The sequence below is a fragment of the Colwellia sp. MB02u-9 genome (assembly GCF_014077085.1).
Lineage (GTDB): Bacteria > Pseudomonadota > Gammaproteobacteria > Enterobacterales > Alteromonadaceae > Cognaticolwellia.
The window spans coordinates 63,578-87,198 of the sequence record NZ_JACGVF010000069.1 but is presented as its reverse complement, the minus strand read 5'-3'; the positions used below and the strand labels follow the sequence as shown (position 1 = coordinate 87,198).

21 protein-coding genes are annotated in these 23,621 nt (G+C 39.8%); 3 read left to right on the top strand and 18 right to left on the bottom strand.

The genetic code is table 11. The features are described from left to right. Positions 1-106 precede the first annotated feature (106 nt). Positions 107-289, top strand: a complete 183-nt coding sequence (locus tag H4J65_RS02985) for a hypothetical protein (RefSeq protein WP_182195293.1) — start codon at positions 107-109, stop codon at positions 287-289. A gap of 15 nt (positions 290-304) precedes the next feature. After that, positions 305-1,336 (top strand): zinc-binding dehydrogenase, encoded by a 1,032-nt coding sequence (locus tag H4J65_RS02980; RefSeq protein WP_182195290.1) that lies wholly within the window; start codon positions 305-307, stop codon positions 1,334-1,336. 127 nt (positions 1,337-1,463) lie between these two features. Here the strand turns inward: H4J65_RS02980 and H4J65_RS02975 are convergent, their stop codons facing one another. The 10 genes from H4J65_RS02975 to trmJ form a co-directional block, all read right to left on the bottom strand. Further along, positions 1,464-3,875, bottom strand: a complete 2,412-nt coding sequence (locus H4J65_RS02975; protein ID WP_182195287.1) for an EAL domain-containing protein — start codon at positions 3,873-3,875, stop codon at positions 1,464-1,466. Positions 3,876-4,318: 443 nt separating this feature from the next. After that, on the bottom strand, positions 4,319-4,657 hold the full coding sequence (gene fdx / locus H4J65_RS02970) for an ISC system 2Fe-2S type ferredoxin (protein WP_182138331.1): 339 nt from the start codon (positions 4,655-4,657) through the stop codon (positions 4,319-4,321). A 4-nt stretch (positions 4,658-4,661) separates the two neighbouring features. Then, positions 4,662-6,536, bottom strand: a complete 1,875-nt coding sequence (gene hscA / locus H4J65_RS02965) for a Fe-S protein assembly chaperone HscA (RefSeq protein WP_182195284.1) — start codon at positions 6,534-6,536, stop codon at positions 4,662-4,664. A gap of 104 nt (positions 6,537-6,640) precedes the next feature. Beyond that, on the bottom strand, positions 6,641-7,168 hold the full coding sequence (gene hscB / locus H4J65_RS02960) for a co-chaperone HscB (RefSeq protein ID WP_182195281.1): 528 nt from the start codon (positions 7,166-7,168) through the stop codon (positions 6,641-6,643). 27 nt (positions 7,169-7,195) lie between these two features. Then, positions 7,196-7,519 carry an iron-sulfur cluster assembly protein IscA gene (iscA, locus tag H4J65_RS02955; protein WP_182138328.1) on the bottom strand — a complete coding sequence of 108 codons (324 nt, stop codon included), beginning with the start codon at positions 7,517-7,519 and terminating at the stop codon, positions 7,196-7,198. 14 nt (positions 7,520-7,533) lie between these two features. Further along, positions 7,534-7,917 (bottom strand): Fe-S cluster assembly scaffold IscU, encoded by a 384-nt coding sequence (gene iscU / locus H4J65_RS02950; RefSeq protein WP_182184463.1) that lies wholly within the window; start codon positions 7,915-7,917, stop codon positions 7,534-7,536. Positions 7,918-7,935: 18 nt separating this feature from the next. After that, on the bottom strand, positions 7,936-9,150 hold the full coding sequence (locus H4J65_RS02945; protein WP_182138326.1) for an IscS subfamily cysteine desulfurase: 1,215 nt from the start codon (positions 9,148-9,150) through the stop codon (positions 7,936-7,938). Positions 9,151-9,179: 29 nt separating this feature from the next. Beyond that, positions 9,180-9,689 (bottom strand): Fe-S cluster assembly transcriptional regulator IscR, encoded by a 510-nt coding sequence (iscR, locus tag H4J65_RS02940; RefSeq protein WP_182138325.1) that lies wholly within the window; start codon positions 9,687-9,689, stop codon positions 9,180-9,182. A gap of 274 nt (positions 9,690-9,963) precedes the next feature. Next, a complete protein-coding gene (cysE, locus tag H4J65_RS02935) occupies positions 9,964-10,773 on the bottom strand; it encodes a serine O-acetyltransferase (protein WP_182138324.1) in 810 nt (269 codons plus the stop codon). Between the two features lie 71 nt (positions 10,774-10,844). Continuing rightward, positions 10,845-11,606, bottom strand: a complete 762-nt coding sequence (gene trmJ, locus H4J65_RS02930) for a tRNA (cytosine(32)/uridine(32)-2'-O)-methyltransferase TrmJ (RefSeq protein ID WP_182138323.1) — start codon at positions 11,604-11,606, stop codon at positions 10,845-10,847. Positions 11,607-12,021: 415 nt separating this feature from the next. Between trmJ and suhB the strand changes: the two genes are divergently transcribed. Beyond that, the gene (gene suhB, locus H4J65_RS02925; protein ID WP_182184465.1) at positions 12,022-12,825 is read left to right on the top strand and encodes an inositol-1-monophosphatase; all 804 of its coding nucleotides are present in this window, start codon (positions 12,022-12,024) and stop codon (positions 12,823-12,825) included. A gap of 471 nt (positions 12,826-13,296) precedes the next feature. On the opposite strand, the gene hppD is transcribed toward suhB, so the two are convergent. The 8 genes from hppD to nuoI form a co-directional block, all read right to left on the bottom strand. After that, positions 13,297-14,355 (bottom strand): 4-hydroxyphenylpyruvate dioxygenase, encoded by a 1,059-nt coding sequence (hppD, locus tag H4J65_RS02920; protein WP_182138321.1) that lies wholly within the window; start codon positions 14,353-14,355, stop codon positions 13,297-13,299. A gap of 423 nt (positions 14,356-14,778) precedes the next feature. Beyond that, complete coding sequence (locus H4J65_RS02915) at positions 14,779-16,593, bottom strand: DEAD/DEAH box helicase (protein WP_182138320.1); 1,815 nt, start codon at positions 16,591-16,593, stop codon at positions 14,779-14,781. Between the two features lie 713 nt (positions 16,594-17,306). Next, positions 17,307-18,815: an NADH-quinone oxidoreductase subunit N gene (locus H4J65_RS02910; protein ID WP_182195278.1), complete on the bottom strand. Its 1,509-nt coding sequence runs from the start codon at positions 18,813-18,815 to the stop codon at positions 17,307-17,309. Positions 18,816-18,818: 3 nt separating this feature from the next. After that, positions 18,819-20,261: a NuoM family protein gene (locus tag H4J65_RS02905; RefSeq protein WP_182195275.1), complete on the bottom strand. Its 1,443-nt coding sequence runs from the start codon at positions 20,259-20,261 to the stop codon at positions 18,819-18,821. Then, on the bottom strand, positions 20,258-22,156 hold the full coding sequence (gene nuoL / locus H4J65_RS02900; RefSeq protein ID WP_310649911.1) for an NADH-quinone oxidoreductase subunit L: 1,899 nt from the start codon (positions 22,154-22,156) through the stop codon (positions 20,258-20,260). The genes H4J65_RS02905 and nuoL overlap by 4 nt, the downstream gene beginning before the upstream one ends. A gap of 5 nt (positions 22,157-22,161) precedes the next feature. Beyond that, positions 22,162-22,470: an NADH-quinone oxidoreductase subunit NuoK gene (gene nuoK / locus H4J65_RS02895; RefSeq protein ID WP_182138317.1), complete on the bottom strand. Its 309-nt coding sequence runs from the start codon at positions 22,468-22,470 to the stop codon at positions 22,162-22,164. Next, positions 22,467-22,997, bottom strand: coding sequence for an NADH-quinone oxidoreductase subunit J (gene nuoJ / locus H4J65_RS02890; RefSeq protein ID WP_220460935.1), 531 nt, complete (start codon positions 22,995-22,997; stop codon positions 22,467-22,469). The genes nuoK and nuoJ overlap by 4 nt, the downstream gene beginning before the upstream one ends. Before the next feature lie 54 nt (positions 22,998-23,051). Continuing rightward, positions 23,052-23,612 carry an NADH-quinone oxidoreductase subunit NuoI gene (gene nuoI, locus H4J65_RS02885; RefSeq protein WP_404851934.1) on the bottom strand — a complete coding sequence of 187 codons (561 nt, stop codon included), beginning with the start codon at positions 23,610-23,612 and terminating at the stop codon, positions 23,052-23,054. Positions 23,613-23,621 lie beyond the last annotated feature (9 nt).

Genomic DNA, 23,621 nt, shown 5'->3' with positions numbered 1-23,621 from the left:
GCTAGAACCTTAAGGTAGCCGTTGGAACATCCTGGCGATTAGGCACAAAGCAAGGTAGCTAAGAACACTGCGCTAAAGCGCGTTATTCATAGCTTATCAATGCTTTTTGCCTGCAGGTGCTATAGAGCAAGTAGGCCAAAGGCTTGACTTGGCGTTGTTAGATGCTCGACAGAATGCTTTAATAGTCCAAGAGAATGCTGTAGACGCAGTTATTGCGTCATTGCTGGCAAAAGTTAATTTATATCATGGCTTTAATGCTTGCTGGAGTGATGCTTTAACCCGCTTTTAATGATTGAGTTTACCTATGTTTGATACTGAATTTTCACCACAAAAAGATATTTCAAAAACAATGCAAGCTATTGTTTTACGCGAAGCTAACGAAGAAATTCGCTTGGAGAATATTGAGCTTAGTGTGCCTAAATGCAACGATAACGAACTCTTAATAAAAGTAGAATATGTTGGCCTGAATCCCTTAGATGCAGAATATGCCAAAACAGGGTTTTGTCATTGGCAGTACCCACATATACTGGGTTTAGATGCGGTAGGCATAGTTGTTAAAGCGCCAAAAGGAGTTTATCCCAATATAGGCGCACGTGTTATGTGGCATGCCAGCATGGGCGCACAAGGCGTACTGAGTGAGTACGCCAAAGTAGCAAACTATGCGGTTTCTGTTGTACCTGAAAGCGTCAGTCCCGAACAAGCGGCTGCACTGCCTTGTGCGGGTATGACAGCGTTAATTGCACTCGACCGATTACAACTTGTTGAGGGTGATACTTTATTGATTGAAGCGGGCGCAGGTGCCGTTGGTCAAATTGCTATTCAATTTGCTAAACAACGCGGCGTAGATGTATTTACCACAGCAGCAAAACATAATCATAAATTAGTCAAATCGTTAGGGGCTGATGCGGTATTTGATTATCAGGATAAAAAACTTTGTGAGAAAATTCGCCGTGAATTAGGTCCGCAAGGTTTTGACGCGGTACTTGACTCCATTGGCGGTGATGTCACGGTGCGCAATATTGAATTAATGCGTTTTTGTGGTCGTATTGCCTGTTTAAAACCATTACCTAGCTTTGAGCAAGAACTGCTGTTTAGAAAGGCACCTAACATTAGCATTGTATCGCTTGCTGGTGCTTGGCTAGCTAATAGTTTGTGTGCACAGCAACGTATGAGTTTTATGAGTAATTTATTGCTTGATAGTGTAGAAAAAGGTGATTTAATTGTACCTAAAGTTAACCTAGTTAACTTTAGCGCAGCGAATGTTTCCACCGCGCTAAACAAACAGTTAGCCGGCGGTTTTACCGGTAAACAGGTGGTGAAACTTAATACGGCTTAACGATATTGCTTAAAGCTATTACTTAAAGGTGTGGTTTAAAGATATTGCTTAAAAATATTGATAGCCTAGCTAGATACTTGCCTAGCGTTAACTTAAGTTAGCTGTATCGGCATTAAGCGATTTAAAGTTAATTGCCCCTGTTTAAAAGAAAACGTTTAAAGTCAGTATCCAGTAGCGGTTTTGCAATATAATAGCCTTGTCCTAAATCACAACCGATTTCTTTAAGCTTTTGATATTGCGCTTTAGTTTCAATACCCTCTGCTGTGGTTTTTATTTTCAATGCTTTAGCTAAATTAACCACAGCGTCTAATATCAAGACCTTACTGCTCACTTCATTGATGTCATCAACAAAGCTTTTATCTATTTTCAAATAATTTAAAGAAAATTGATGTAAATAACTCAGCGACGAAAAACCCGTACCAAAGTCATCTAAGGCGACTGAAATATTAAGACTTTTCAAAATATCTAGATGTTTTTTCACGGCATCAGCATTTAGAATTAGACTTGCTTCAGTAATTTCTACGCATAATCGTTCAGTAACACCTGCAGACTCAAGGTGTTGTTCTTGCAAATAATTAATAAAATCTTGTGACGCAAAACCTGATGTTGAGACATTAACATTGAGCTTAAATTTTTCTGGCAGCCAATCTGCCCAAAGCTTGAGGTTGTTCACCGCCAACTTCAGCATATAAAGATCAAGCTGCACTATTTGCCCTGATCTTTCTAAAATAGGAATAAAAATATCTGGAAATAACAGGCCTAATTTAGGATGCTGCCAACGTACCAAAATTTCAGCACCAATAACATCACCGGTATCAAAATCAATTAGCGGTTGATAATTGCCGATAAACTCAAGATTTTTAACGGCATGATCGAAATCGTACTCAACTTTAACATTGGTTGATTTATTTTGTTCTTCAAGTGCTTCAAAAAAGACATACTGATTACGGCCTTTGAGCTTAGCTTTGTACATAGCATGATCAGCATCAATCAATAATTGATCAGCACTCTCACTCGCATCACTGTAAGTGGCGATGCCAATACTGACACTACTAGAAATATTCAAACCATCGATAGTGAAAGCCCCGGATGTCGCCTCGATAATACTTTCTGTTACCCGACAAATGGTCTCATAATCAATCTTACCATCAAGCAGTATGGCAAATTCATCGCCACCTAAACGTGCCAATGTATCGGTGTTTCTTAAAGTTGTCGTTATTGATTTTACAATAGCAATAAGTAACTTATCACCAACATGGTGACCATAAGTGTCGTTAACTTGCTTAAATCTATCTACATCGATAAACAGTATGGCTAAATTGTCTTGGCGATTATTCTGACAATGTAAAAACGCGTGTTGCATTCTATCTTTAAAAAGCGATCTATTAGGTAAGTCTGTCAAAGGATCATGTAATGCTAAAAACTGCAACTTCTGCTGAGCTGCCATTCTTTCAATGGCGTTATGGATGTGCTTCGCGACAAAAGATAATAGTTGTTTGTCTTTTTCTTGGAATAAAAAGTCAGTGCTATAACTTTGTACAACGACAATACCTTTATTATCACCGCGACCAAAAGGCACGCCTAACCAAGCTTTTGCTATGCTGCCTAAAATATAGAGCTCTTTGTTATCCAGCATTTTTTGAATATCTTTTTCATATAATAGAAAAGGTTTATCTTTTAACAGGGCATAGCCTGTAATACTTAAATGTTGTGGATCAATAGCTACTTGTTCGAAAATCTTTCCTTGATCTAACTCGTCAACAATATCGTGGTCAAGTTCGTCTACCGCATAAGGAAATTCGATGGTTTTTCCGTCATCTTTAAGTAAGGCAACAAAAAAGTTTTTTGCAAAAGTAATACGGCCAATACATTGATGTAAACTCCGATAAAAATCACCCATAGTGCTAGTGGTAAAGGTAAGTTCAGCAATCTCAAATAGGGCATCTTGAATTTTATTGGCATATTCTAAATTTTCAATCACCTCTTCCAGGCCATCAACTTTGATGATTTGAGATATTTTCATTGCGGTAAGAGAAGCTAATGCAGTCAGTGTTCTCAGGTGATATTCAGTGTAAAAATCAACCCGTGCATGTTCGCTGTCAATAACACCTAATAATTGCTCTTTAAATAAAATAGGAACCGCTAACTCTGATAACGTGGTTTCATCTTCAACAATATAGCCTTCAAATTTTCGAATATCTTTGACTAATAGCGCTTGCTTAGTTGCCGCAACCTTACCAATAACACCTTCATTAAAAGGAATAACTATCGAGTTAGACGAAGTATTTCTTATTTCAATATTACTACTTTTATCATGGTTAAAGGAGGTTTTCTTTTCAAAGCCCGACATGCGACTTAAGGTTTCCCCCCCAGCATCTAAAGTGTAAATAACGGCATCGTCAAAACCAAGCTTTTCAACAATATTTTGGGCTAAATACTGCCAAATTTCATTTGGGGTGTTTAATAACAAAATATCAGTAGCAAACTGATTAGTGATGATTAAACTTTTTATCGTTTGTGATTTAGATAGTACTGACAAATTTATGATGCCTAGAAGTTATTTAAAATATAGGTATCCGTTCCTTGGGTTATAAAGCGCTCTCAACGCAAAAAACTTGAACCTTGATTAAAGCAAATTTTTAATCACGTGTCTATTTAGCTATGTCATATAAATGCGAATAGCTAATACGCTAATAAAGTAAATTTTCATTAATAATATATCTTGTAGGTGGTGAGTATGTGTCATCCTTCACACTGACATTTACACAATTTAAGTATGACTTAAAGAATAACCATCAGCGATAATTAAAGCTTACTGTGCTCGATGTCAAGTGCGTTAGTAATGTAATCCTTGCTCACTATTGTCAAAATAATTAACTAAAGTCCCTGCTAAAGGTGAGTTCAATCAGCCAATAGGCTTGATCAAAAAAGGGCAATAACATCACGGTTACTACCCTTTTTTATCTGCTACCGACAGAGAAACTAGTGGGTTTCAGAGACCATATTAACGGTATACTTAGGAATTTCTACTACTAAGTCTTCGTCGCCTACTAATGCTTGGCAACCAAGGCGTGATTCAGGCTCTAAACCCCAAGCTTTATCTAACATATCTTCTTCGAGTTCATCGCCCTCTTTGATAGAGTCAAAACCTTCACGGATAATCATATGACACGTGGTACAAGCACACACTTTCTCACATGCATGCTCAACACCAATATCATTTCTCAGTGCTACGTCTAATACGCTCTCGCCTTTTTCGGCTTCTACTACTGCGCCTTCTGGGCAAAGATCTGCGTTGGGTAAAAATATAATTTGTGGCATTTGACTAAACCTCGTCTACTGAATGGCCAGATAATGCTGTTCTTATAGATGAATCCATCCTACGTTCAGCAAATGTGGCGGTGCTATTATTTAATATCGCTATTGCCGCTTCAACTTCATCGGCATTACCTGTTTGGCTTATTTTTTTCAGTGCAGAAATAGCGCTATCTATTTTGCTGATTTCTGCTGCATTTAATAAAGCGCTATCCGCAAGAAGCGCCGCTTGAATCGACTCAATCACTTGTGACGCTTCAACTTGCTGCTCTTTCAACATCCTTACTTGCATGTCTTGCTCAGCATTTACCATGGAGTCTTTTAGCATGTTAGTGATTTCATCTGCTTCTAAACCAAAACTTGGTTTAACCGTGATACTCGACTCAACACCGGTTGATTTTTCCATCGCTGATACTTCTAACAGGCCGTCTGCATCTACTTTAAAGGTGACACGAATATGTGCAGCACCAGCGGTCATTGCCGGAATGCCACGAAGTTCAAAACGTGCTAATGAACGACAATCATCAACTAACTCACGCTCGCCTTGTAATACATGTAAAGCCATCGCCGTTTGACCATCTTTAAAGGTGGTAAATTCTTGCGCTTTAGCCACTGGAATGGTGGTGTTGCGCGAAATAACCTTCTCAACTAGCCCACCCATGGTTTCCAAACCTAATGATAAAGGAATAACATCAAGTAGCAAGATATCGCTATCTGGCTTATTACCCGCCAAAATGTCAGCTTGAATGGCTGCACCTAAAGCAACGACTTTATCAGGGTCAATTGAGGTTAAAGGTTGTCGTTTGAAAAAATCTTCAACCTCTTGACGCACTAAGGGTACACGGGTAGAACCACCGACCATGACCACTTCAATAATATCACTGATCTCTAGCTCTGCGTCTTTAACAGCTCGACGACATGCTCGCAGTGTTTTCTTTACTAATGGCGCGATCAACTGCTCAAACTCAACGCGGGTAAAACTGCTGGTCCAAGTTTCATCATTGGCAAGTGTTAGTGATATTTCAACACTGTCACTGTTTGACAATTGCTCTTTAGCAAAACAAGCTTGCTGGGTTAATTGTCGTTCCATTGAAGCAGACAAAGGGCGAACTAAGCCAGCTTTATTGATCAGATGTTCAACCAGCATGCCATCAAAGTCATCACCACCAAGCGCGGAATCACCACCGGTAGCTAACACTTCAAATACACCTTTATTAAGGCGTAATATGGAAATATCAAAGGTGCCGCCGCCTAAATCATAAACTGCAACAACTCCTTCTTGTTTTCCTTGATGTTCAGTGTCTAAACCATAAGCAACTGCGGCCGCTGTCGGTTCGTTAAGTAAACGTAAGACATTGACACCGGCTAGTTTTGCCGCATCTTTCGTGCTATGGCGTTGTGCATCATCAAAATAAGCCGGCACGGTAATAACCACACCGGTTAGTTCGCCGCCTAGCGATAATTCAGCTCGTTTCACTAAAGTTTTAAGTATTTCGGCCGACACTTGTACCGGATTCACTTCGCCGGTGCGAGTTGCTATTGAGGGATGGTTTTCATCACCAGAAAAAGCATACGGCAGTGAGGCATATTTTGTCGTTATATCAGCTTTAGAGCGACCAATTAGGCGCTTTGCTGACACGATAGTATTTTCAGGGTCACTCACGGCTAACGCTTTTGCGTCATGGCCGACAAGTATACCCTTGCTTTGATAACTGACCACTGACGGTAAAATATCAGCCCCATTATCATCAACAATAGTTTCCGCTAGGCCACTTTTTACGCTAGCAATTAAAGAGTTTGTCGTACCAAGATCAATACCCGCCGCAAGGCGGTGGGCGTGAGGAACTGTACTTTGCCCTGGTTCAGCGATTTGTAATAATGCCATTGTAAAAGCTCGTTAGGTGATAGTTTTACGAATTTTGTATTAACCACTACATTGTTTTTTCATAGAAAAATCAATGTAGTTGTTAACGTCTTAATTTTTTATGCTCAGCCGTCTAGCAATAACTCTTCGAGCTTATCTAGCTCAATATTAAGCTTTTGATAAAACTTAAGTTTTCTTAAGTTATCGCAAGCTAAGCTATTAGAGTCTGGCGTGTTTTCTGCCAATTGACTTTGCAGCTGATTAAAGAGTTGCTGGAATTCTGCTTCAAACACTTGTGAGGCGTCAAACACAGCTGCATCAACATCATCAGCATGCTTAACTTCGTCTAGCATTTCTCGCAGTTCCATTTGATGCATTAAAAAACTTACATCACCAAAAGAAGCTTGCTCGTTAGGCATGCTAATACCGCGCAATTCTAAGAGATATTGCGCGCGTTTTAGTGGTTTTTTTAGCGTTTGGTAGGCATCGTTAATCAAGGTTGATTTTTTAACGGCTAGCATTTGCTCTTGGTTTGAACCATGAGCAAAACGATCAGGATGTACTTTTTTTTGTAATGTTTGATAAAGTGTTGAAAGCTTATCCAAGTCAATAGTAAACTGAATTTCTAAACCAAATAACTGAAAATAATTCACAACAACTCCAGTGAAATTAATCGCTCATTAAACATTAAAACTTTCACCACAACCACATTCGCCTTTGGCATTTGGGTTGGTGAATTTAAAGCCTTCGTTCAAACCTTCTTTAATAAAATCAAGTTCGATACCATCAAGATAAACCAGGCTTTTACCGTCAATAATGATATTAACATCATTAATGGAAAACATTGAGTCGTCGTCATTTAGATCATCTACAAATTCAAGTACATAAGCTAAACCAGAGCAACCCGTTGTTTTAATACCTAATCGTAGACCGAGGCCCTTGCCTCGGTTTTCGATAAACGATTTGATCCTGTCAGATGCAGCAGGTGTCATCGTTACACTCATATTGTGTCTCCAGCTTAACCTTTATGCTTACTGCGGTAATCTTCGATTGCCGCTTTAATTGCGTCTTCCGCTAAGATTGAACAATGAATTTTCACTGGCGGTAATGCAAGTTCTTCAGCAATCGCCGTGTTTTTGATTAGACCGGCTTCATCAATTGACTTACCTTTAACCCACTCTGTTACCAATGAGCTTGAGGCAATCGCAGAGCCACAGCCGTAAGTTTTAAATTTCGCATCTTCAATAATGCCGTCCGCTGAAATTTTAAGTTGTAACTTCATTACGTCACCACATGCAGGTGCGCCAACCATACCCGTAGCAACTAGTGGATCATTCTTATCAAAAGAACCAACGTTGCGTGGATTTTCATAATGATCAATTACTTTTTCGCTATAAGCCATAATATTTCTCCTGGTGCTCTAGTGAGCAGCCCACTCTATTGAATCTAAATCGATACCGTCTTTGAACATTTCCCAAAGCGGTGACATGTCACGTAAATGGCCAATTGCCTTTTTAATCAGGTCAATGGCATAATCTATTTCTTCTTCTGTAGTAAAACGACCAAAGCTAAAACGAATTGAGCTGTGCGCCATTTCATCATTTAGCCCTAAAGCTCGAAGTACGTACGATGGTTCTAAACTTGCAGAAGTACAGGCTGAACCTGAAGATACTGCTAAATCTTTTAACGCCATGATAAGCGATTCACCTTCAACAAAGTTGAAACTGATATTTAAGTTACCTGGATAACGTTGGTCAAAATCGCCGTTAACAAAAACTTGTTCCATGTCGTTTAAACCAGCCCATAAACGATCACGCATTTTAGTTACGTGTATTGCGTCTTGTGCTAGTTCTTCTTTTCCAAGTCTAAATGCTTCACCCATACCCACAATTTGGTGAGTGGCTAGTGTACCTGAGCGCATACCACGTTCATGGCCGCCACCGTGCATTTGTGATTCAAGACGCACACGAGGTTTACGACTAACATAAAGTGCACCTATGCCTTTTGGACCATAAATTTTATGGGCAGAAAATGACATTAAATCCACTTTTAAAACTTGTAAATCAATTTCAATTTTACCGGCACTTTGCGCCGCATCAACATGAAAAATAATTTTACGTTCGCGACACATTTCGCCAATAGCAGCAATATCTTGAATGACACCAATTTCGTTATTAAGGTGCATGATACTAACAAGAACAGTGTCTTCACGCATGGCATCTTTTAATTTGTCTAAATCAATTAAACCATTGCTTTCAGGATCAAGGTAAGTGACTTCGAAACCTTGACGTTCTAATTCACGACAAGTATCTAGTACGGCTTTATGTTCTGTTTTACAGGTAATAATATGCTTACCTTTTTTACTGTAAAACTTAGCGGCACCTTTAATACCTAAGTTATTAGACTCTGTTGCACCTGAGGTAATAACAATTTCGCGTGGGTCGGCGTTAATCAAATCAGCAATTTGATTACGAGCGATATCAACCGCTTCTTCAGCTTGCCAGCCGAATTTGTGTGAACGTGATGCTGGGTTTCCAAAAAAACCATCAGTAGTCATATATTGCATCATTTTTTCAGCAACACGTTTGTCTACCGGTGTTGTCGATGAATAATCAAAATAAATGGGAAGCTTCATTAATTAATAATCTCCAGTTGAACCAGCTATTAATGCCAGTCATTCATAATATTGCGGGTAGTAATTAAGGTCTCTAACGAAGGGGATTTGCGAGCTTTCGCTGTCGCTTTATCTTGTCGTTGTGACACTATTTTTACATTTCGTTGCTCGACGAGCTCGGCAAGTGAAATGCCTTTTAAAAAATCTTCAATTCTATCGCTTAAATCGGTCCATAAATAATGCGTTAAGCATTGCTGACCGTCTTGACAATTACCTGTACCACCACATTTAGTTGCATTGATACTTTCGTCAACAGCGTTGATAACATCAGCAATGGTAATTTGCGCTGAACATTGTCCTAACCGGTAACCGCCACCTGGCCCACGAACACTATTGACTAGTCCGTATTTTCTCAGCCGTGAAAAAAGTTGCTCTAGATATGATAGTGAGATGCCTTGGCGCTCAGAAATATCAGCCAGTGGAACAGGTCCTGTTACCGCATGAATAGCTACATCAAGCATTGCTGTTACTGCATATCGGCCTTTAGACGTCAATTTCATTTATTACCCCTATCAATTCGTTGGCAATTTTACATATCCCTACGAATTTACATGTCCCTACAATATAGTCAACTAAATACCCGACTGATTTACTCAAGTATTATACTCGCCTTTAATAGTTAGTCAATACGAAGGAAGAAACATTAAAGTTTACATCACTCTAATGTTTAATAACCTCTAAATGAAGTAAAGCTGGGGTAGAAATTTAGTATCAATAGCTAGGCTAAATGTTCGCTTGCAGCAAGCATAATCTCTAGCTGCAAATAAACAATGACTAAATTGCTGGGTCAAAAGATTCTGTTACGCTTTCTCGACGTTTTGCTGCCGCTTTCTCATCTTCGTCAAATTCACCGACCCTTAATTCAGGCAGCGCTTCTTGACAAACATGACCACCAAGCTGATTAACCTCTCGACATAAATCAGAAACTTTATTTTCCATTAAATGCATATGGTCAAGTAAACGACCTATCGCTTTAGCGACGGGATCTGGATTGTCAGTAGCCACCGCATAAGCATCAAAGCCATATTTTTTTGCTACTTTCTCACGTTTTTCAGCGGCACTATCATCCTTTTTAGCGTTAACAATGCGAGCGGGAATACCAACAGCTGTGCCGTTTTCAGGCACATCTTTTACCACCACGGAGTTAGAACCTACCTTGCCGTTCTTTCCAATGGTAATTGGACCTAAAATTTTAGCACCGGCACCAATAACAACATTATTCATTAAGGTTGGATGGCGCTTGCCTTCTTTCCAACTTGTGCCGCCTAACGTAACCCCTTGGTATAAAGTGACATCGTCACCTATTTCAGCGGTACCACCGATGACCACACCCATACCATGGTCAATAAAAAATCGCCGACCAATAGTCGCACCCGGGTGGATCTCAATACCCGTTAACCAACGAGAAAATGTTGATAGTGTTCGCGCTAACCATTTCCAATTACATTTCCACAAACGATGACTTAAACGATGAAACCACACGGCGTGGAGGCCAGGATAATTGGTTAAAATTTCAAAAACATTACGTGCGGCAGGATCTCGGTCAAATACACTATTGATGTCTTCTTTCATGCGGTTAAACATACCACGTTCCTTAATTCTCTATGCTGTAATCAGAATTAGTCACTGAGTTAAGTGACTAACTAACGCTATAATTAATCTTTGTTTTTTTCAATATTAGAGGCTTTTGCAGTGCGTTCAACTGAGGCTAAAATACCACGCATCATTTTCAATTCTTTTACATCGGGTCGTGCACGGTTAAACAAACGGCGCAGCTTAGTCATCACTAAACCTGGGTGACTTGGCATAATAAAGCCCGTTGCTTTTAGTGAATTTTCAAAATGTTGATAAAAGCGCTCTGTTTCCTCAGCAAGCGGATATTCTTCATTTTCATTCAGAGTAAAGGCTTGTTGTTGATGGATTAGGAAGCTTGTACGCACTTCATAACTTAAGGTTTGTACTGCCATAGCCAAATTCAATGAGCTGTATTCTGGATTTGCTGGAATTTGCACATGAAAGTTACATAACTGAAGTTCTTCATTCGTTAAGCCACTACTCTCACGGCCAAAGACTAATGCCACAGGATATTCTTCTGCTTCTGTGATCAGTTTTTCGCCACAACCTCTAGGCTCTAGCATGGGCCAAGGTAACGTGCGCGACCGAGCACTTGTCCCAACGACTAAACCACAATCTTTAATGGCTTCTTCGAGTGTTGCCACGACTTTGGCATTTTTTAAGACATCGGTTGCACCAGCAGCTAAAGCTTGTGCTTGACCATTGGGCATTTCAATAGGATCAACTAAAATGAGATCAGTTAAACCCATGGTTTTCATGGCGCGAGCGGCTGAGCCGATATTACGACAATCTGAGGTATTAACAAGAACGATACGAACCTTACTTAATAAAGAATCTGACATTATCTACACTTACTTAATTCGAGGGCAATAATTAGTTAACATGACTGTAATTAGCTAACAACACTACCTATCTAGACGGCTAAAATTGCCGATAATGTTAACACAGAACATTATCCTTGTACTGAGAAAAAATCACGGCTTTTATATTAGTTTTATAGTGTTTATCAATATGGCCTAGCTCTTTTGCTTATAAGACGAAGAAAATAGGGTAAGTTTTACCTTATTCGTTATGACTTTATCTGACCTAACGGATATCAGTTCATTAATGATAAATAAGAGTGTCGCAAAGTAATAATTATTTTGCTATAATTCGCGCGCTTAATTTTAGGGGTTCATCATCGTATGGCGCTTAAGGTTAACCTCGTTCTTTTACATAGCTGTTTATGACATTTTACAACATATAGGGTAGTCGATAATGCATCCGATGCTAAATATTGCCGTGCGCTCTGCGCGTGCTGCGGGCAAAGTAGTTTTGCGCGCTTTTGAACAAGTAGATAAGATTGAAATTGAATCTAAGGGTACGAACGATATCGTTACTAATGTTGATATAAGTGCTGAACTAGCTATTGTTGAAACAATTCAAAAATCTTACCCTAATCACACTATTATTGGTGAAGAGTGTGGATTAATTGAAGGTAAAGACAACGACTATCAGTGGATTATTGACCCGCTTGACGGAACGCCTAACTTTGTTAAAGGTATTCCACACTTTGCCGTGTCAATTGCTTTAAAAGTTAAAGGCAAATTAGACCAGTCAGTTATTTACGATCCCATTCGTGGTGAGTTATTTACCGCAAGTCGTGGTAAAGGTGCTCAACTAAACGGTTTCCGTATTCGCGTAAAACAATCTAAAGAACTTAAAGGTTCTATTTTAGCGACCGGCTTCCCGTTTAAACATAAGCAACACACTGATGCTTATTTACAAATGTTTAAAACACTCTTTGGTAAAACATCTGATATGCGTCATGCTGGCTGTGTCGCTCTAGATTTAGCTTACGTGGCTGCTGGCCGTGTTGACGGTTACTTTGAAATTGGTTTAAAACCTTGGAATAGCGCCGCAGGTGAATTAATGGTCATTGAAGCGGGTGGTTTAGTCACTGACTTTGTTGGTGGCCATAATCACGGTAACTCAGGCAATATTGTCGCAAGTAGCCCGCGCTTAGCAAAAGAAATTTTAAAAGATATTCGACCTCATTTAGGTGATGCGCTAAGTAAGTAAATACTTGCATTAGACATGACGATCAAAAGCGCCTTCTGGCGCTTTTTTTTTTACCTGAAATAACATAACCTAGCTCTGACTCTGGCTCTACAATTTAGGTTATATGATTTACTAGCATTGACACCATAGCTAGGTGATTAGTCTATTGCTGTCCTGAAAATAATGACTCTGTCGTATTAACCTACACTTTCATCAATGAATGAAGCTTATTAGCGTATATACGGGAGCAATTATCAAGAGAGGCTAATATCGTATGACATCAATGGCTAAGAACAGCTATATAGCCATGATATTGCCAACACGGATGCAGTACTTAGGTTATTAGCCTGTCCCTACATAAACGCAGCGACTAGAGTTGGATAGGGAACTTATATCCCTAGCCAGACAAACTTTGGTTCTTGGGTTATGTCAGAACATAAAAAAGCCAGCAAATGCTGGCTTTTTAGATAAATTATAGCGCTATAAATTAGCTTAAAGCACGCCACGTTCTATCTGGTTAAGTTCGATTGACTTAAATAAAGCGGTGAAGTTACCTTCGCCAAAACCTTGGTCATCAACACGTTGGATCATTTCAATAAAAATAGGTCCAAAAATATTCTTAGTGAATATCTGTAACAAGTATGAATTTTCGTTTTGGCTATCGACTAATACCTGGTGATCACGAATGCGCTGGTGATCTTCTTTTACCCAAGGAATACGATCAAACACATCATCATAATATTCAGGTACGATATTTAAGGTATCAATGATGTTTTTATCTAATTGATCTAAAGAGCCCAATAAATCATCTGAAATAAAAGCTAAGTGTTGTACACCTGGACCATTATACTCATTTAAATATTCGTCTATTTGGTTATTGCTGGTACCTTTCCCTTCATTAATAGGAATACAGAAAGTGCCACAAGGCGATTGTAAAGCGTATGAAACCAACGCCGATTTTGCCCCTTTAATATCAAAGTAGCGAATATCAGTAAAACCAAAGATGTTTTTATAAAAATTAGCCCAATGCTCCATTGTGCCTTGGTAAACGTTATTAGTTAAATGATCAACGGCTTTAAAGCCTTTATCTTTTACTAATACAGGTTCAGCAATATCTTCGAAATCATCTTCATATATTGAGCCTTTAGCGCCAAATTTCTCAATGAAGTAAATTAAGCTATCACCAATACCAAAAATAGCGGGGTAAGGTAATTTATTATCAACGTCTTGCGCTGACTTTGCACCACGAACAACCGCTTGTTCAAAGGCAAAATCGGCATTTTCTACTCGCCAACCCATTGAACAAATTGCTGGGCCGTGGCTTTTAGCAAACTCTTTAGAAAAACCCGCTTGTTCATGATTTAATAAAAAATGAATATCGTTCTGATTAAAATAATCGATATCGCGGCCTGTGAATTTTTTTGTTTTTGAAAAGCCAAAACCATAAAACGCATTTTCCATAAAGTCAGAATCTGGCGATGCATATTCAATAAATTCGATACCACGTAAATTAAGTGGGTTTGTTAATTCTGTCTTTGTTAATTCTGTCATAGTTGTTTCTCTCATTGTAGCAATGAGGCGATTATCACCGTGAATTCATCGCAGAGGAAGTGAATGAAAAAACTGACATTTTTTGAGGCGTAAATCTATTTTTACGTGCAAGACAGATGAATTGTGAGTGATGAGGATCTAAGCTATAGCTAGCAACACCCACAGATGTAACTATATATTTACAGCCAGTTTAAGGCTCGACAATTCGTTCAGTTAACCGTCAAAAAATCTTCAATAAATTAAGAGACTCGTTATACCAATTTCACTAATTTTCTGATCATTTTACCTGTCTATAAAGTAGACCCGATAATTAATGAAACTGCTATTAAAAGAACCTGTGCTTGAACTGAATGCTACAGGCAAAAAAAAACGCCAATTCTAGTGAAGAATTAGCGCTTTAAGCATGCTATTTATACTAATGAACTAGCTGCTAGTGTGTTGCTCTTTACGTGGACGCTCAGACGATGCTGCTGGTGTCTGAGTATCAGAAACCGTAATCTCTAATGCTTGACGACGAACACGAACACGCTTTAATTGCGTAAATGACTTGTCAGGCATACCTTTAGGTAATTGCACAAAACTATGTTTGTCGTGTAAGTTAATCGCGCCAATGTAGCTGCTGTCTAATGAAATTTCATTAGCAATAGCGCCAACGATATCACCAGGACGTGCACCATGCTCTTTACCTACTTCTAGGCGGTAAGTCTGCCAATCTACATCTGAACGTGCAACTTTCGCTTTACGAGGAGCGCGCTCTGGACGGTTCTCATTACGACTATCACCACGGGCTTCACTGCGACCGCCACGGGCTTCATTACGACCGCCACGGCTGTCATTACGAGCACCACGACTTTCACCACCTTTGCTGTCACGATCATTTCTTTCACGTGCATCACGACGAGGCTTTGGATCTTCTTTCGGCTGTAGAGGCTGCTTTAACTGTTTGTGATAAAGTAACGCTGCAGCTAAATCTGTCATTGAAAGTTCTGACTCACTCGCCATAGTTTCAATAATTTCGCGCATTGCCGTTAACTCTTTATCAGCAACAATACTCGCTAACTCAGTACAAGTGCGCTCAATACGTGCCTTACCAATTTCTTGAATATTTGGTAAGTCGTACATAGCAATCGTACCAGAAGTTAAACGTTCATAATGACGTAAAGAATACATTTCGCGTGGACGAACAAATGAAATTGCTGTACCACTACGTCCTGCACGGCCAGTACGGCCAATACGGTGAACATAAGCTTCGTTGTCACCTGGTAAATCATAGTTAATAACTAATGAAAGACGAGGAATATCAAGACCACGAGCAACAACATCAGTTGCTACAAGAATTGATGACGCACCTGATTTAAGTTGGTCAACAGTACGTTCACGCTGTGCTTGGTTCATGTCACCGTTTAAGGCAACAGAAGCATAACCTGCACGTTCTAATTTTTCAGCAACGTCAATGGTATCATTACGAGTACGTACGAAAATTAGCATCGCATCGTATTCAACAGTTTCAGCAATACGCTCCAAAGCTGTCATTTTGTTAATGCCGCTAACTTTCCATGCATATTGAGTAATATTGGCTTTTTCTTTTTTCACTGCCGCAATTTTAATATGCTCAGGATTTTTCAAAAAGCGATTCGCTACTTTGCGAATTTGCGCTGGCATAGTTGCAGAAAACAATGCCATTTGTGTTTCTTTTGGTAAGTGCTCAAGGATCCACTCAATGTCTTCTAAAAAGCCCATGTTTAACATTTCATCAGCTTCATCAAGCACACAAAATGATAAGTTATCTAGTTTAAGGCTCTTACGACGTAAGTGATCCATCAAACGACCAGGAGTACCAACAACAACTTGTGCACCACGTTCTAGTTGTTGAAATTGTGGCTGGTACGATTGACCACCATATAAAGTAGCAACACGTAAACCTTTCATGTGTTGTGCAAATGTTTCAATTGCTTCTGCTACTTGAATCGCTAACTCACGCGTTGGCGCTAAAACCATTAATTGTGGTTTACGAATAGTTACGTCAATTTTTGCTAGTGCAGGCAAACCAAATGCAGCCGTTTTACCGGTACCTGTTTGCGCTTCACCAAGGACGTCTTTACCAGCAAGTAAAGGGGGAATTGTTTGCGCTTGAATTGCAGTAGATGATTCAAAACCTAGTGCTTTTACAGCAGATACTAAGTTTTCAGGCAAACCAAGGGCGTCAAAGCCTACAGAGGCGTTGTTAAGATCAGTCATATAATTTTTGTCTTCTCATGGTAGAAACTGGCTATGCGCCAAAATTCCTACGTACATATACGAGGAAACCACCAGGAAGACTTAAGGCACATTCTTACGTTAACGTTGAAAGGTTAACTGGGCAAGTCTATGGGCGGATATACCCCACTCATTTTAAGTTTCTATAATTCGCTAAGTTTCACTTGGAAACTTTTTTGATTGACGATTACAGAGGCGCGCATTATACGGATGTTGTTAATTTATACAAGCTATAATGTGTATTAAACGCTATTAAACAGTAAAAAAAGCATAAAAACCTAAAAATGGCACTTTACGCTGTGCTGAACATTCTACAATAATTTAAACGAATCTTACTTAACTCTCGATTTCAAAGCCGGATTTTACCTTTTTAATCCGTAAACCACCTGAGCCACTTGCCAGGATTTTTAACCCGCTAGCTTGCTCTATCTCGAGATCACCAAAGCCATCGTCAATAGTGATCTCGCCATCTACTTTTTTAACCCTTAAGTCACCTGAGCCATGTTCAAAAGTGCCCTGCCTGACAGACCTTTTAAAAAAAGGTCGCCTGAACTAATATTGCCTGAACTATGGTCAATATCAAAATTACCATCGAGGGCATTAATCTCTATTGCTTGTGAGCCGTCAATAATAGATACACAAATTCGATATATTTGCTAAAAATGACCATCAATTAGCGAGCTTGCTCACAATAGCTAGGAAGCGATAAGTTGATTAATCACTTCAGGTAAGATGCCAAAGACCAAGCCAAAGGCAATAAAGCTGTACACTAATACTTGCTCAATAATATGCCCTCTAAGCGCTTTAACGTTACCGTTAATTTTTTGCGTATCGGATAGCGCATCAGATGGCGCATCGGCAAAAATTTTAAATATCATCGGCAAATAGTAAGCTAAACTGATACCACTAGCGACAATAAGCGTGGCAATTAACCACCAAGCATGAGCAATAGTTGCCTGACTTAAGATATAGAATTTACCAATAAAACCCATGGTTAAAGGAATGCCCGCTAAACTCAGCAAGCCAAGTAACATCAACAAACCATAACTCGGTACGCGCCAAAATAAACCTTGTAAGTCTGCTAATAAAATATCTTCTTTAAAAGCCGCGCGGGTATTTTGCTGCTGAATTAAGGCAATAACGATAAAAATTGATAGGTTAGCCAGGGTATAGGCCGCTAAATAAAATAACGCACTTTGCCAAGTAAACGCCAAACTTTGCGCTGAACTCACAATGATAACAATCAGTAAGTAGCCCATATGGGCAATCGATGAATAAGCCAATAAGCGTTTTAAATGTTGCTGTTTAAGTGCCATCACATTACCTAGCAACATGGAAATCACCGCAAATGACATCAAAAATAATTGAAAGCTGTCGTGTAACCAATAGCGCTGAGCAATAATGCACTTAAGCAAAACAACGAACATAGCGACTTTTGATATGGTGGCCATCAACATAGTGATTGGTGTTGGTGCTCCTTGATAAACATCAGGTGTCCAGAAATGAAACGGCGCAATTGATAATTTAAAGGCGATGCCAGAAACGAATAACAACAGCCCTAGCTGAAAAAACATGCCTAAATCTTGCTGATGGTATATTGCAGAAGCTGTCGTGGCGTTAAAGCTCATATCCCCGGTAACGCTATAAATAAAGGCAATACCCAAGAGCATAAAACTCGATGCGGTGGCGCTTAATACCAGATATTTAAAAGCACTTTCAACACTGTAATGACTCTCTCGATGATAACCCACTAGCCCGACCAAACTTAGGCTTAGCAGCTCAAAGCCTAAAAATAAACTGGCAAAATGGTCGCTAGTAACCAAAACGCCCGCCCCAAGTACGAGTAGCAATAACAATAAATAATATTCATCATGCACTTCTATATGCGCTTTAAGAAAACTATGGCTCATACGTAAAGCCACCAAGGCTGAAATCAGTATCAAGCTAAAAGCAAAGCGACTGTAACCATCAGCTTTTAACAATTGCGTTACTTGGGTTGTTGGCATGGCTAGCAAGCTAACATTGGCTATCAAGGCGGTAAAAAGTATCAAAGAGGAGAATACCGCGATGGTGCGTTGTGATCTTTTCCAAGCCACCAGCAATAACGCTAAGGTGATGCCAAAAGCGATAATGAGTTGGGGCAAAATTGCGCCGGCCATGGTCATGGTAAGTAAAGGTGGTGAGTTACTTGTTATAGACATCATCACTTAGGCTCCAAATGAGAATTTAAGCAATAGCCTTGGATATAAACCAATGGCTAAGAGCATCAATAATAATGAGCCACAAATAATCAGCTCCCTAGGCTGTAAATCAATAATGTCTTGTCTTGGCGTACCTTGAAAACTTGATTGAAACAGCACCATGCCATAAATAGCTGAGCCAATAAGCCCAAGAGCAGCAATAATGGCAAATTCAGGCAAGACTTGAAACACACCCACTAGACTGAAAAATTCACCGATAAAATTAGCTAAACCCGGTAAACCAAAAGCAGCACCCGCAAAGGCCAAAGCAAATCCCCCCATACGAGGTGCACTTTGCCAAAAGCCGCCCATATCGGCCAAATCTCGACTATGAATACGTTGATAAATCATGCCTGCGAGCGCGAATAAAGCAGCGCTACTAAGGCCATGTGCTACCATAGTCACAATAGCCCCTTGATAAGCCACACTATTAAAAGCAAAAAGTGCCAACATGACAAAGCCCATATGGCTAATACTGCTATAAGCCACTAAACGTTTAAAATCTTGTTGGGCAAAGGCCATTTTTGCACCATACACAATACTTACCACCGCCAATGTCGCGGCAATAGGGGCAAATTGCGTACTGGCTTGTGGGAACAAAAAAATAACAAAACGTATTAAGCCATAAGCGCCCGTTTTTAATAATACGCCGGCAAGTAATACGCTGCCCGCGGTTGGCGCTTGGGTATGCGCGTCAGGTAGCCAACTGTGCAACGGCACAGAAGGTAACTTAACCGCAAAAGCAATAAAAAAACCTAACATTAAATATTGACTCATGGACAGCGGTATATCCAACATCAACCAATCTAGGTAATAAAAACTTAACTGCCCCGTTTGTAATAAATGAAAATAGCCGGTGGCAATAATAGCCACTAGCATCAGCAAACTACTGACTTGGGTAAAAATGAAAAATTTCAACGCAGCAAAGTGTCTTTTTTCATGGCCCCAAATAGCAATAATAGCGGTCATCGGCAGTAACATGACTTCCCAAAAAAAGAAGAAAAGAAACATATCAACCGCAACAAAAACCCCAATAATGCCAGCAATAGTTAACAGTAAATTAAAATAGTAAAAACCAACATGGTGCTTAATTTCATGCCAAGAAACTAACACACAAATAATCGCTAACAGCCAGGTCAGCGCTATTAATACAATACTCAACTGATCAAGCGCTATACTATATTGAATATTAAAGGTTTGAATCCAATTTACTCGGCTCAATACCTGTAACTGCGCAAAGTCATTATTGTGGTTAATAGCGTAGTCGATAACAAAGACCGCAAAAACTGTGGCTAATAAAGCTAAGCTAATTAGCGCTAGCCATTTAGCACTACCTTGCCAGTATGTTTCAGCTCGCCAGGCCAATGCACCCGCAATAACTAATGCCAGCATAATTAAAGTTACTGTCATAAAAAACTCACTCCTAACAGCAAGATTATCGCTAGTCCAAAAGCAGCTAAATACCAGCGTAAACTACCATTTTGCACTAGAATCAAACTATCGTGCCATAATCCAACATACCAAGCATTGAGCATAATAATTTGGTCAAAAATATCGCGTTTATTTACTTGGGCAAGCCACTGATAAGGCTTAACTAACAGCCCATTATAAAACGCATCAAAACCTAAACCTTGACGACAGAACAGCACAAATTTACCTTCACTCGCCTCAATATGTTGCTCAGTACCTTTAAGCGGCGAACGACGATAATTTTTGAAATAAAACCAAGAAAACAACATACCGATAAATGGCGTTATTATGGCAAGGCTATGTAACCAAGTAGGCTCAATCAACTGTACTAAAGGTCTTTGAATAGCCGCTGAAAACACCAACGTAAGATCAAGCGGAATAAGTCCACCAAATAAAGATAACAAGGCCAAAATAATCAATGCACTACGCAGTAATACATTCTTTTCAGCCTGGGGTTTTTCAGTGCAGCGTTCCGTACCCAGAAAAGCCAGAAAAAATAACCGACAACTATAAATACTGGTTAATAACGCCCCTAGAATAGCGCACCACCATAACATCGGCCCTGCCGTATTGGACGACCAAAGCTGGGCAATAATCGCTTCTTTAGAGAAAAAACCAGAAGTACCAGGTAGCGCCATCAAACAAATTAAACCCACCACAAATAAACTCGTTTCAAAGGGTAGCTGCTTCCATAAACCGCCCATTTTAAAAAGATTTTGTTGATGATGTAGCGCATAAATAACCGCACCTGCCGTTAAGAACAACAGCGCTTTAAAAAAAGCATGGGTCATTAAATGAAAAACGCCAGCAGACCACGCACCCGCTCCGAGCGCCAGCATCATATAACCAATTTGGCTCATGGTTGAATAGGCCAAAACTCGTTTAATATCAGTTTGCGCGAGTGCAGCAACGCCGGCGAGTAATAAGGTCAGTGCCCCCAACCAAGCGATATAATTCATGACTTCAGGTGCTAATAAAAAAATGCCATGCATACGGGCAATTAAATACACCCCTGCCGTGACCATAGTCGCGGCATGTATTAGGGCGCTCACCGGCGTTGGCCCTGCCATAGCATCAGGTAACCAAGTTTGCAGTGGCAATTGCGCTGATTTACCCACAGCGCCGCCAAGTAATAATAAGGCAATCCAATAAATATTGTTGGCTTGCTCTGCACTAGAAACAGAATTAGGGCCAGTAACCATATTGGCTTGTTGAGCCAGTGTTGTTACCGCGGCTATATTTAATTCGCCAAAGGTATTAAACATTAACAGCAAGCCTATCGCCATCGAGGTATCACCAATACGGGTAACAATAAAAGCTTTACGCGCAGCTAAAACATTGTTTTTTTCTTGATACCAAAAGCCAATCAATAAAAAGCTACATAAACCCACACCTTCCCAGCCCAAATAGAGCAGCACTAAATTATCCGCTAAGACCAATATCAACATAGCGACAATAAATAGGTTCATATACGCCATAAAACGTGAGAAATTCGCATCAGCTTTCATGTAAATAGCAGCAAATAAATGAATAAGAAAACCCACACCGCTAACAACACTGATCATAACAGCGGATAAGCCATCAAGGTAAAAGCGCACGTTAACTTCACCCGTCCCCAGTTGACTAGATAAATCAAACCAATGCCAGAGGTTGACGCTTAGCACTTGGTTTTGGCTAGTGGATAATTCAAACAATAATATCGCGCTAACTAATACCGTCAGTGCCATGCTACTGACACTCATGATAGCCGCAAGCTGCCATGACAGTCTTTTGCTAAAGGCAATTAACACTAAGAAGCTCACTAAGGGATAAAAAGGTAAACTCGCTAATAACACTGTTATTACCCCTTCATCTGATTTAACAAATCAATATCTAAAGAGTGGTATTTCTTCTGCATACGGATTAATAACGCCAAGCCTACGGCGACTTCAGCAGCGGCAAGCGTTAAAATTAAAATGAACATCACCTGTCCATCCGCTTGTTGCCAAACGCTGCCCGCACCAATAAAGGCAACGCCAACAGCATTTAGCATAATTTCTAAACTCATCAACATAAATAGTGTGTTTTTTCTTGCCACCACACCAACAAAGCCAATGGCAAACAATAGACTTGATAAAATAAGCACATGAAACAAGGGAATAGTGGTCATAATGGCCCGCCAGTAACATCAGGTTTTGCATAGTGATAACCGGCGAGTAAACCGGATAAGAGTAGAAAGGAAGCAATTTCAACGGCAAGTAAATAGGGGCCATACAACATAATTCCCACCGTTTTTGAACTAATAACCGTAGCTTGTAAGTTTTGTTGCATATCGGCATTATTAATAATAACGATAATTTCTACTAACAGCGCAAACGCCAACAACATCGCGCCCAGCATATTAGCTAAACCTTTATGCTTAGGTGCGTTTGTTGTTTCATCTTTACCTAAGCCAAACATCAGTACGGCAAAAACAAATAACACTAAGATTGCGCCTGCATAAACAATCACTTCTAATCCAGCAGCAAACGGCGCTCCCATTAAATAAAAGCAAACCGCAACAGCTAATAACGACACCACTAAATACAACAAGGCGTGCACGGTATTATGGCCAGTAACCACCTTTAAACTAGCAATAACAGCGACCAAACCAGCAAGGTAAAATAAGCTTTCAATTGAGGTTAAATTAGCTAACATTTTCTCTCTCCTTGCCACTATTTTTAGCTTTATATAACATAAAGAGTTCGCAATTCATGGCATTAATCCTTTAATATCAATGGGTGGCCTTTCCTGCTCTGCTTGTCCCTTGCCTTTACCTGCAATCGCAATACCTGATTGTTGATAAAAACTATAATCTGGATATTTACCTGGACCATTAATCAGTAGGTGCTGTTTTTCATAAACTAAGTTTTGCCTATCGTATTCTGCCAATTCCACATCTGGGGTTAACTGAATGGCATAAGTCGGACAAGCTTCTTCACAAAAACCACATAAAATACAACGTGAAAAGTTAATACGAAAAAAATCAGCACGTTTACGGCCATCGTCATCAACCACTTGTTGCAAGGCAATACAATCAACCGGACAAGCCACCGCACAAAGGTTACAGGCCACGCAGCGCTCTTCGCCATCAGGGTCTCGGGTCAGCACAATGCGACCTCGGTATCTGGGTGCTAAATAAGATTTTTCTTCTGGATACTGGACCGTATCGGCTTTGGTAAATGTGTGTTTAAGCACTAACCAAATGGTTCGAAGTTGACTAAACATTTTCGCCCCCGTTTGCCTTAAAAGTAACTGTATAAGTTTGCCGATAATTAATCA

Coding starts and splice junctions, on each gene's coding strand:
- H4J65_RS02980 (WP_182195290.1), top strand. CDS start 305: ATGTTTGATACTGAATTTTCACCACAAAAAGATATTTCAAAAACAATG.
- fdx (WP_182138331.1), bottom strand. CDS start 4,657: ATGCCACAAATTATATTTTTACCCAACGCAGATCTTTGCCCAGAAGGC.
- hscA (WP_182195284.1), bottom strand. CDS start 6,536: ATGGCATTATTACAAATCGCTGAACCAGGGCAAAGTACAGTTCCTCAC.
- iscA (WP_182138328.1), bottom strand. CDS start 7,519: ATGAGTGTAACGATGACACCTGCTGCATCTGACAGGATCAAATCGTTT.
- iscU (WP_182184463.1), bottom strand. CDS start 7,917: ATGGCTTATAGCGAAAAAGTAATTGATCATTATGAAAATCCACGCAAC.
- H4J65_RS02945 (WP_182138326.1), bottom strand. CDS start 9,150: ATGAAGCTTCCCATTTATTTTGATTATTCATCGACAACACCGGTAGAC.
- iscR (WP_182138325.1), bottom strand. CDS start 9,689: ATGAAATTGACGTCTAAAGGCCGATATGCAGTAACAGCAATGCTTGAT.
- cysE (WP_182138324.1), bottom strand. CDS start 10,773: ATGTTTAACCGCATGAAAGAAGACATCAATAGTGTATTTGACCGAGAT.
- trmJ (WP_182138323.1), bottom strand. CDS start 11,606: ATGTCAGATTCTTTATTAAGTAAGGTTCGTATCGTTCTTGTTAATACC.
- suhB (WP_182184465.1), top strand. CDS start 12,022: ATGCATCCGATGCTAAATATTGCCGTGCGCTCTGCGCGTGCTGCGGGC.
- hppD (WP_182138321.1), bottom strand. CDS start 14,355: ATGACAGAATTAACAAAGACAGAATTAACAAACCCACTTAATTTACGT.
- H4J65_RS02915 (WP_182138320.1), bottom strand. CDS start 16,593: ATGACTGATCTTAACAACGCCTCTGTAGGCTTTGACGCCCTTGGTTTG.
- H4J65_RS02910 (WP_182195278.1), bottom strand. CDS start 18,815: ATGATGTCTATAACAAGTAACTCACCACCTTTACTTACCATGACCATG.
- H4J65_RS02905 (WP_182195275.1), bottom strand. CDS start 20,261: ATGACAGTAACTTTAATTATGCTGGCATTAGTTATTGCGGGTGCATTG.
- nuoK (WP_182138317.1), bottom strand. CDS start 22,470: ATGACCACTATTCCCTTGTTTCATGTGCTTATTTTATCAAGTCTATTG.
- nuoJ (WP_220460935.1), bottom strand. CDS start 22,997: ATGTTAGCTAATTTAACCTCAATTGAAAGCTTATTTTACCTTGCTGGT.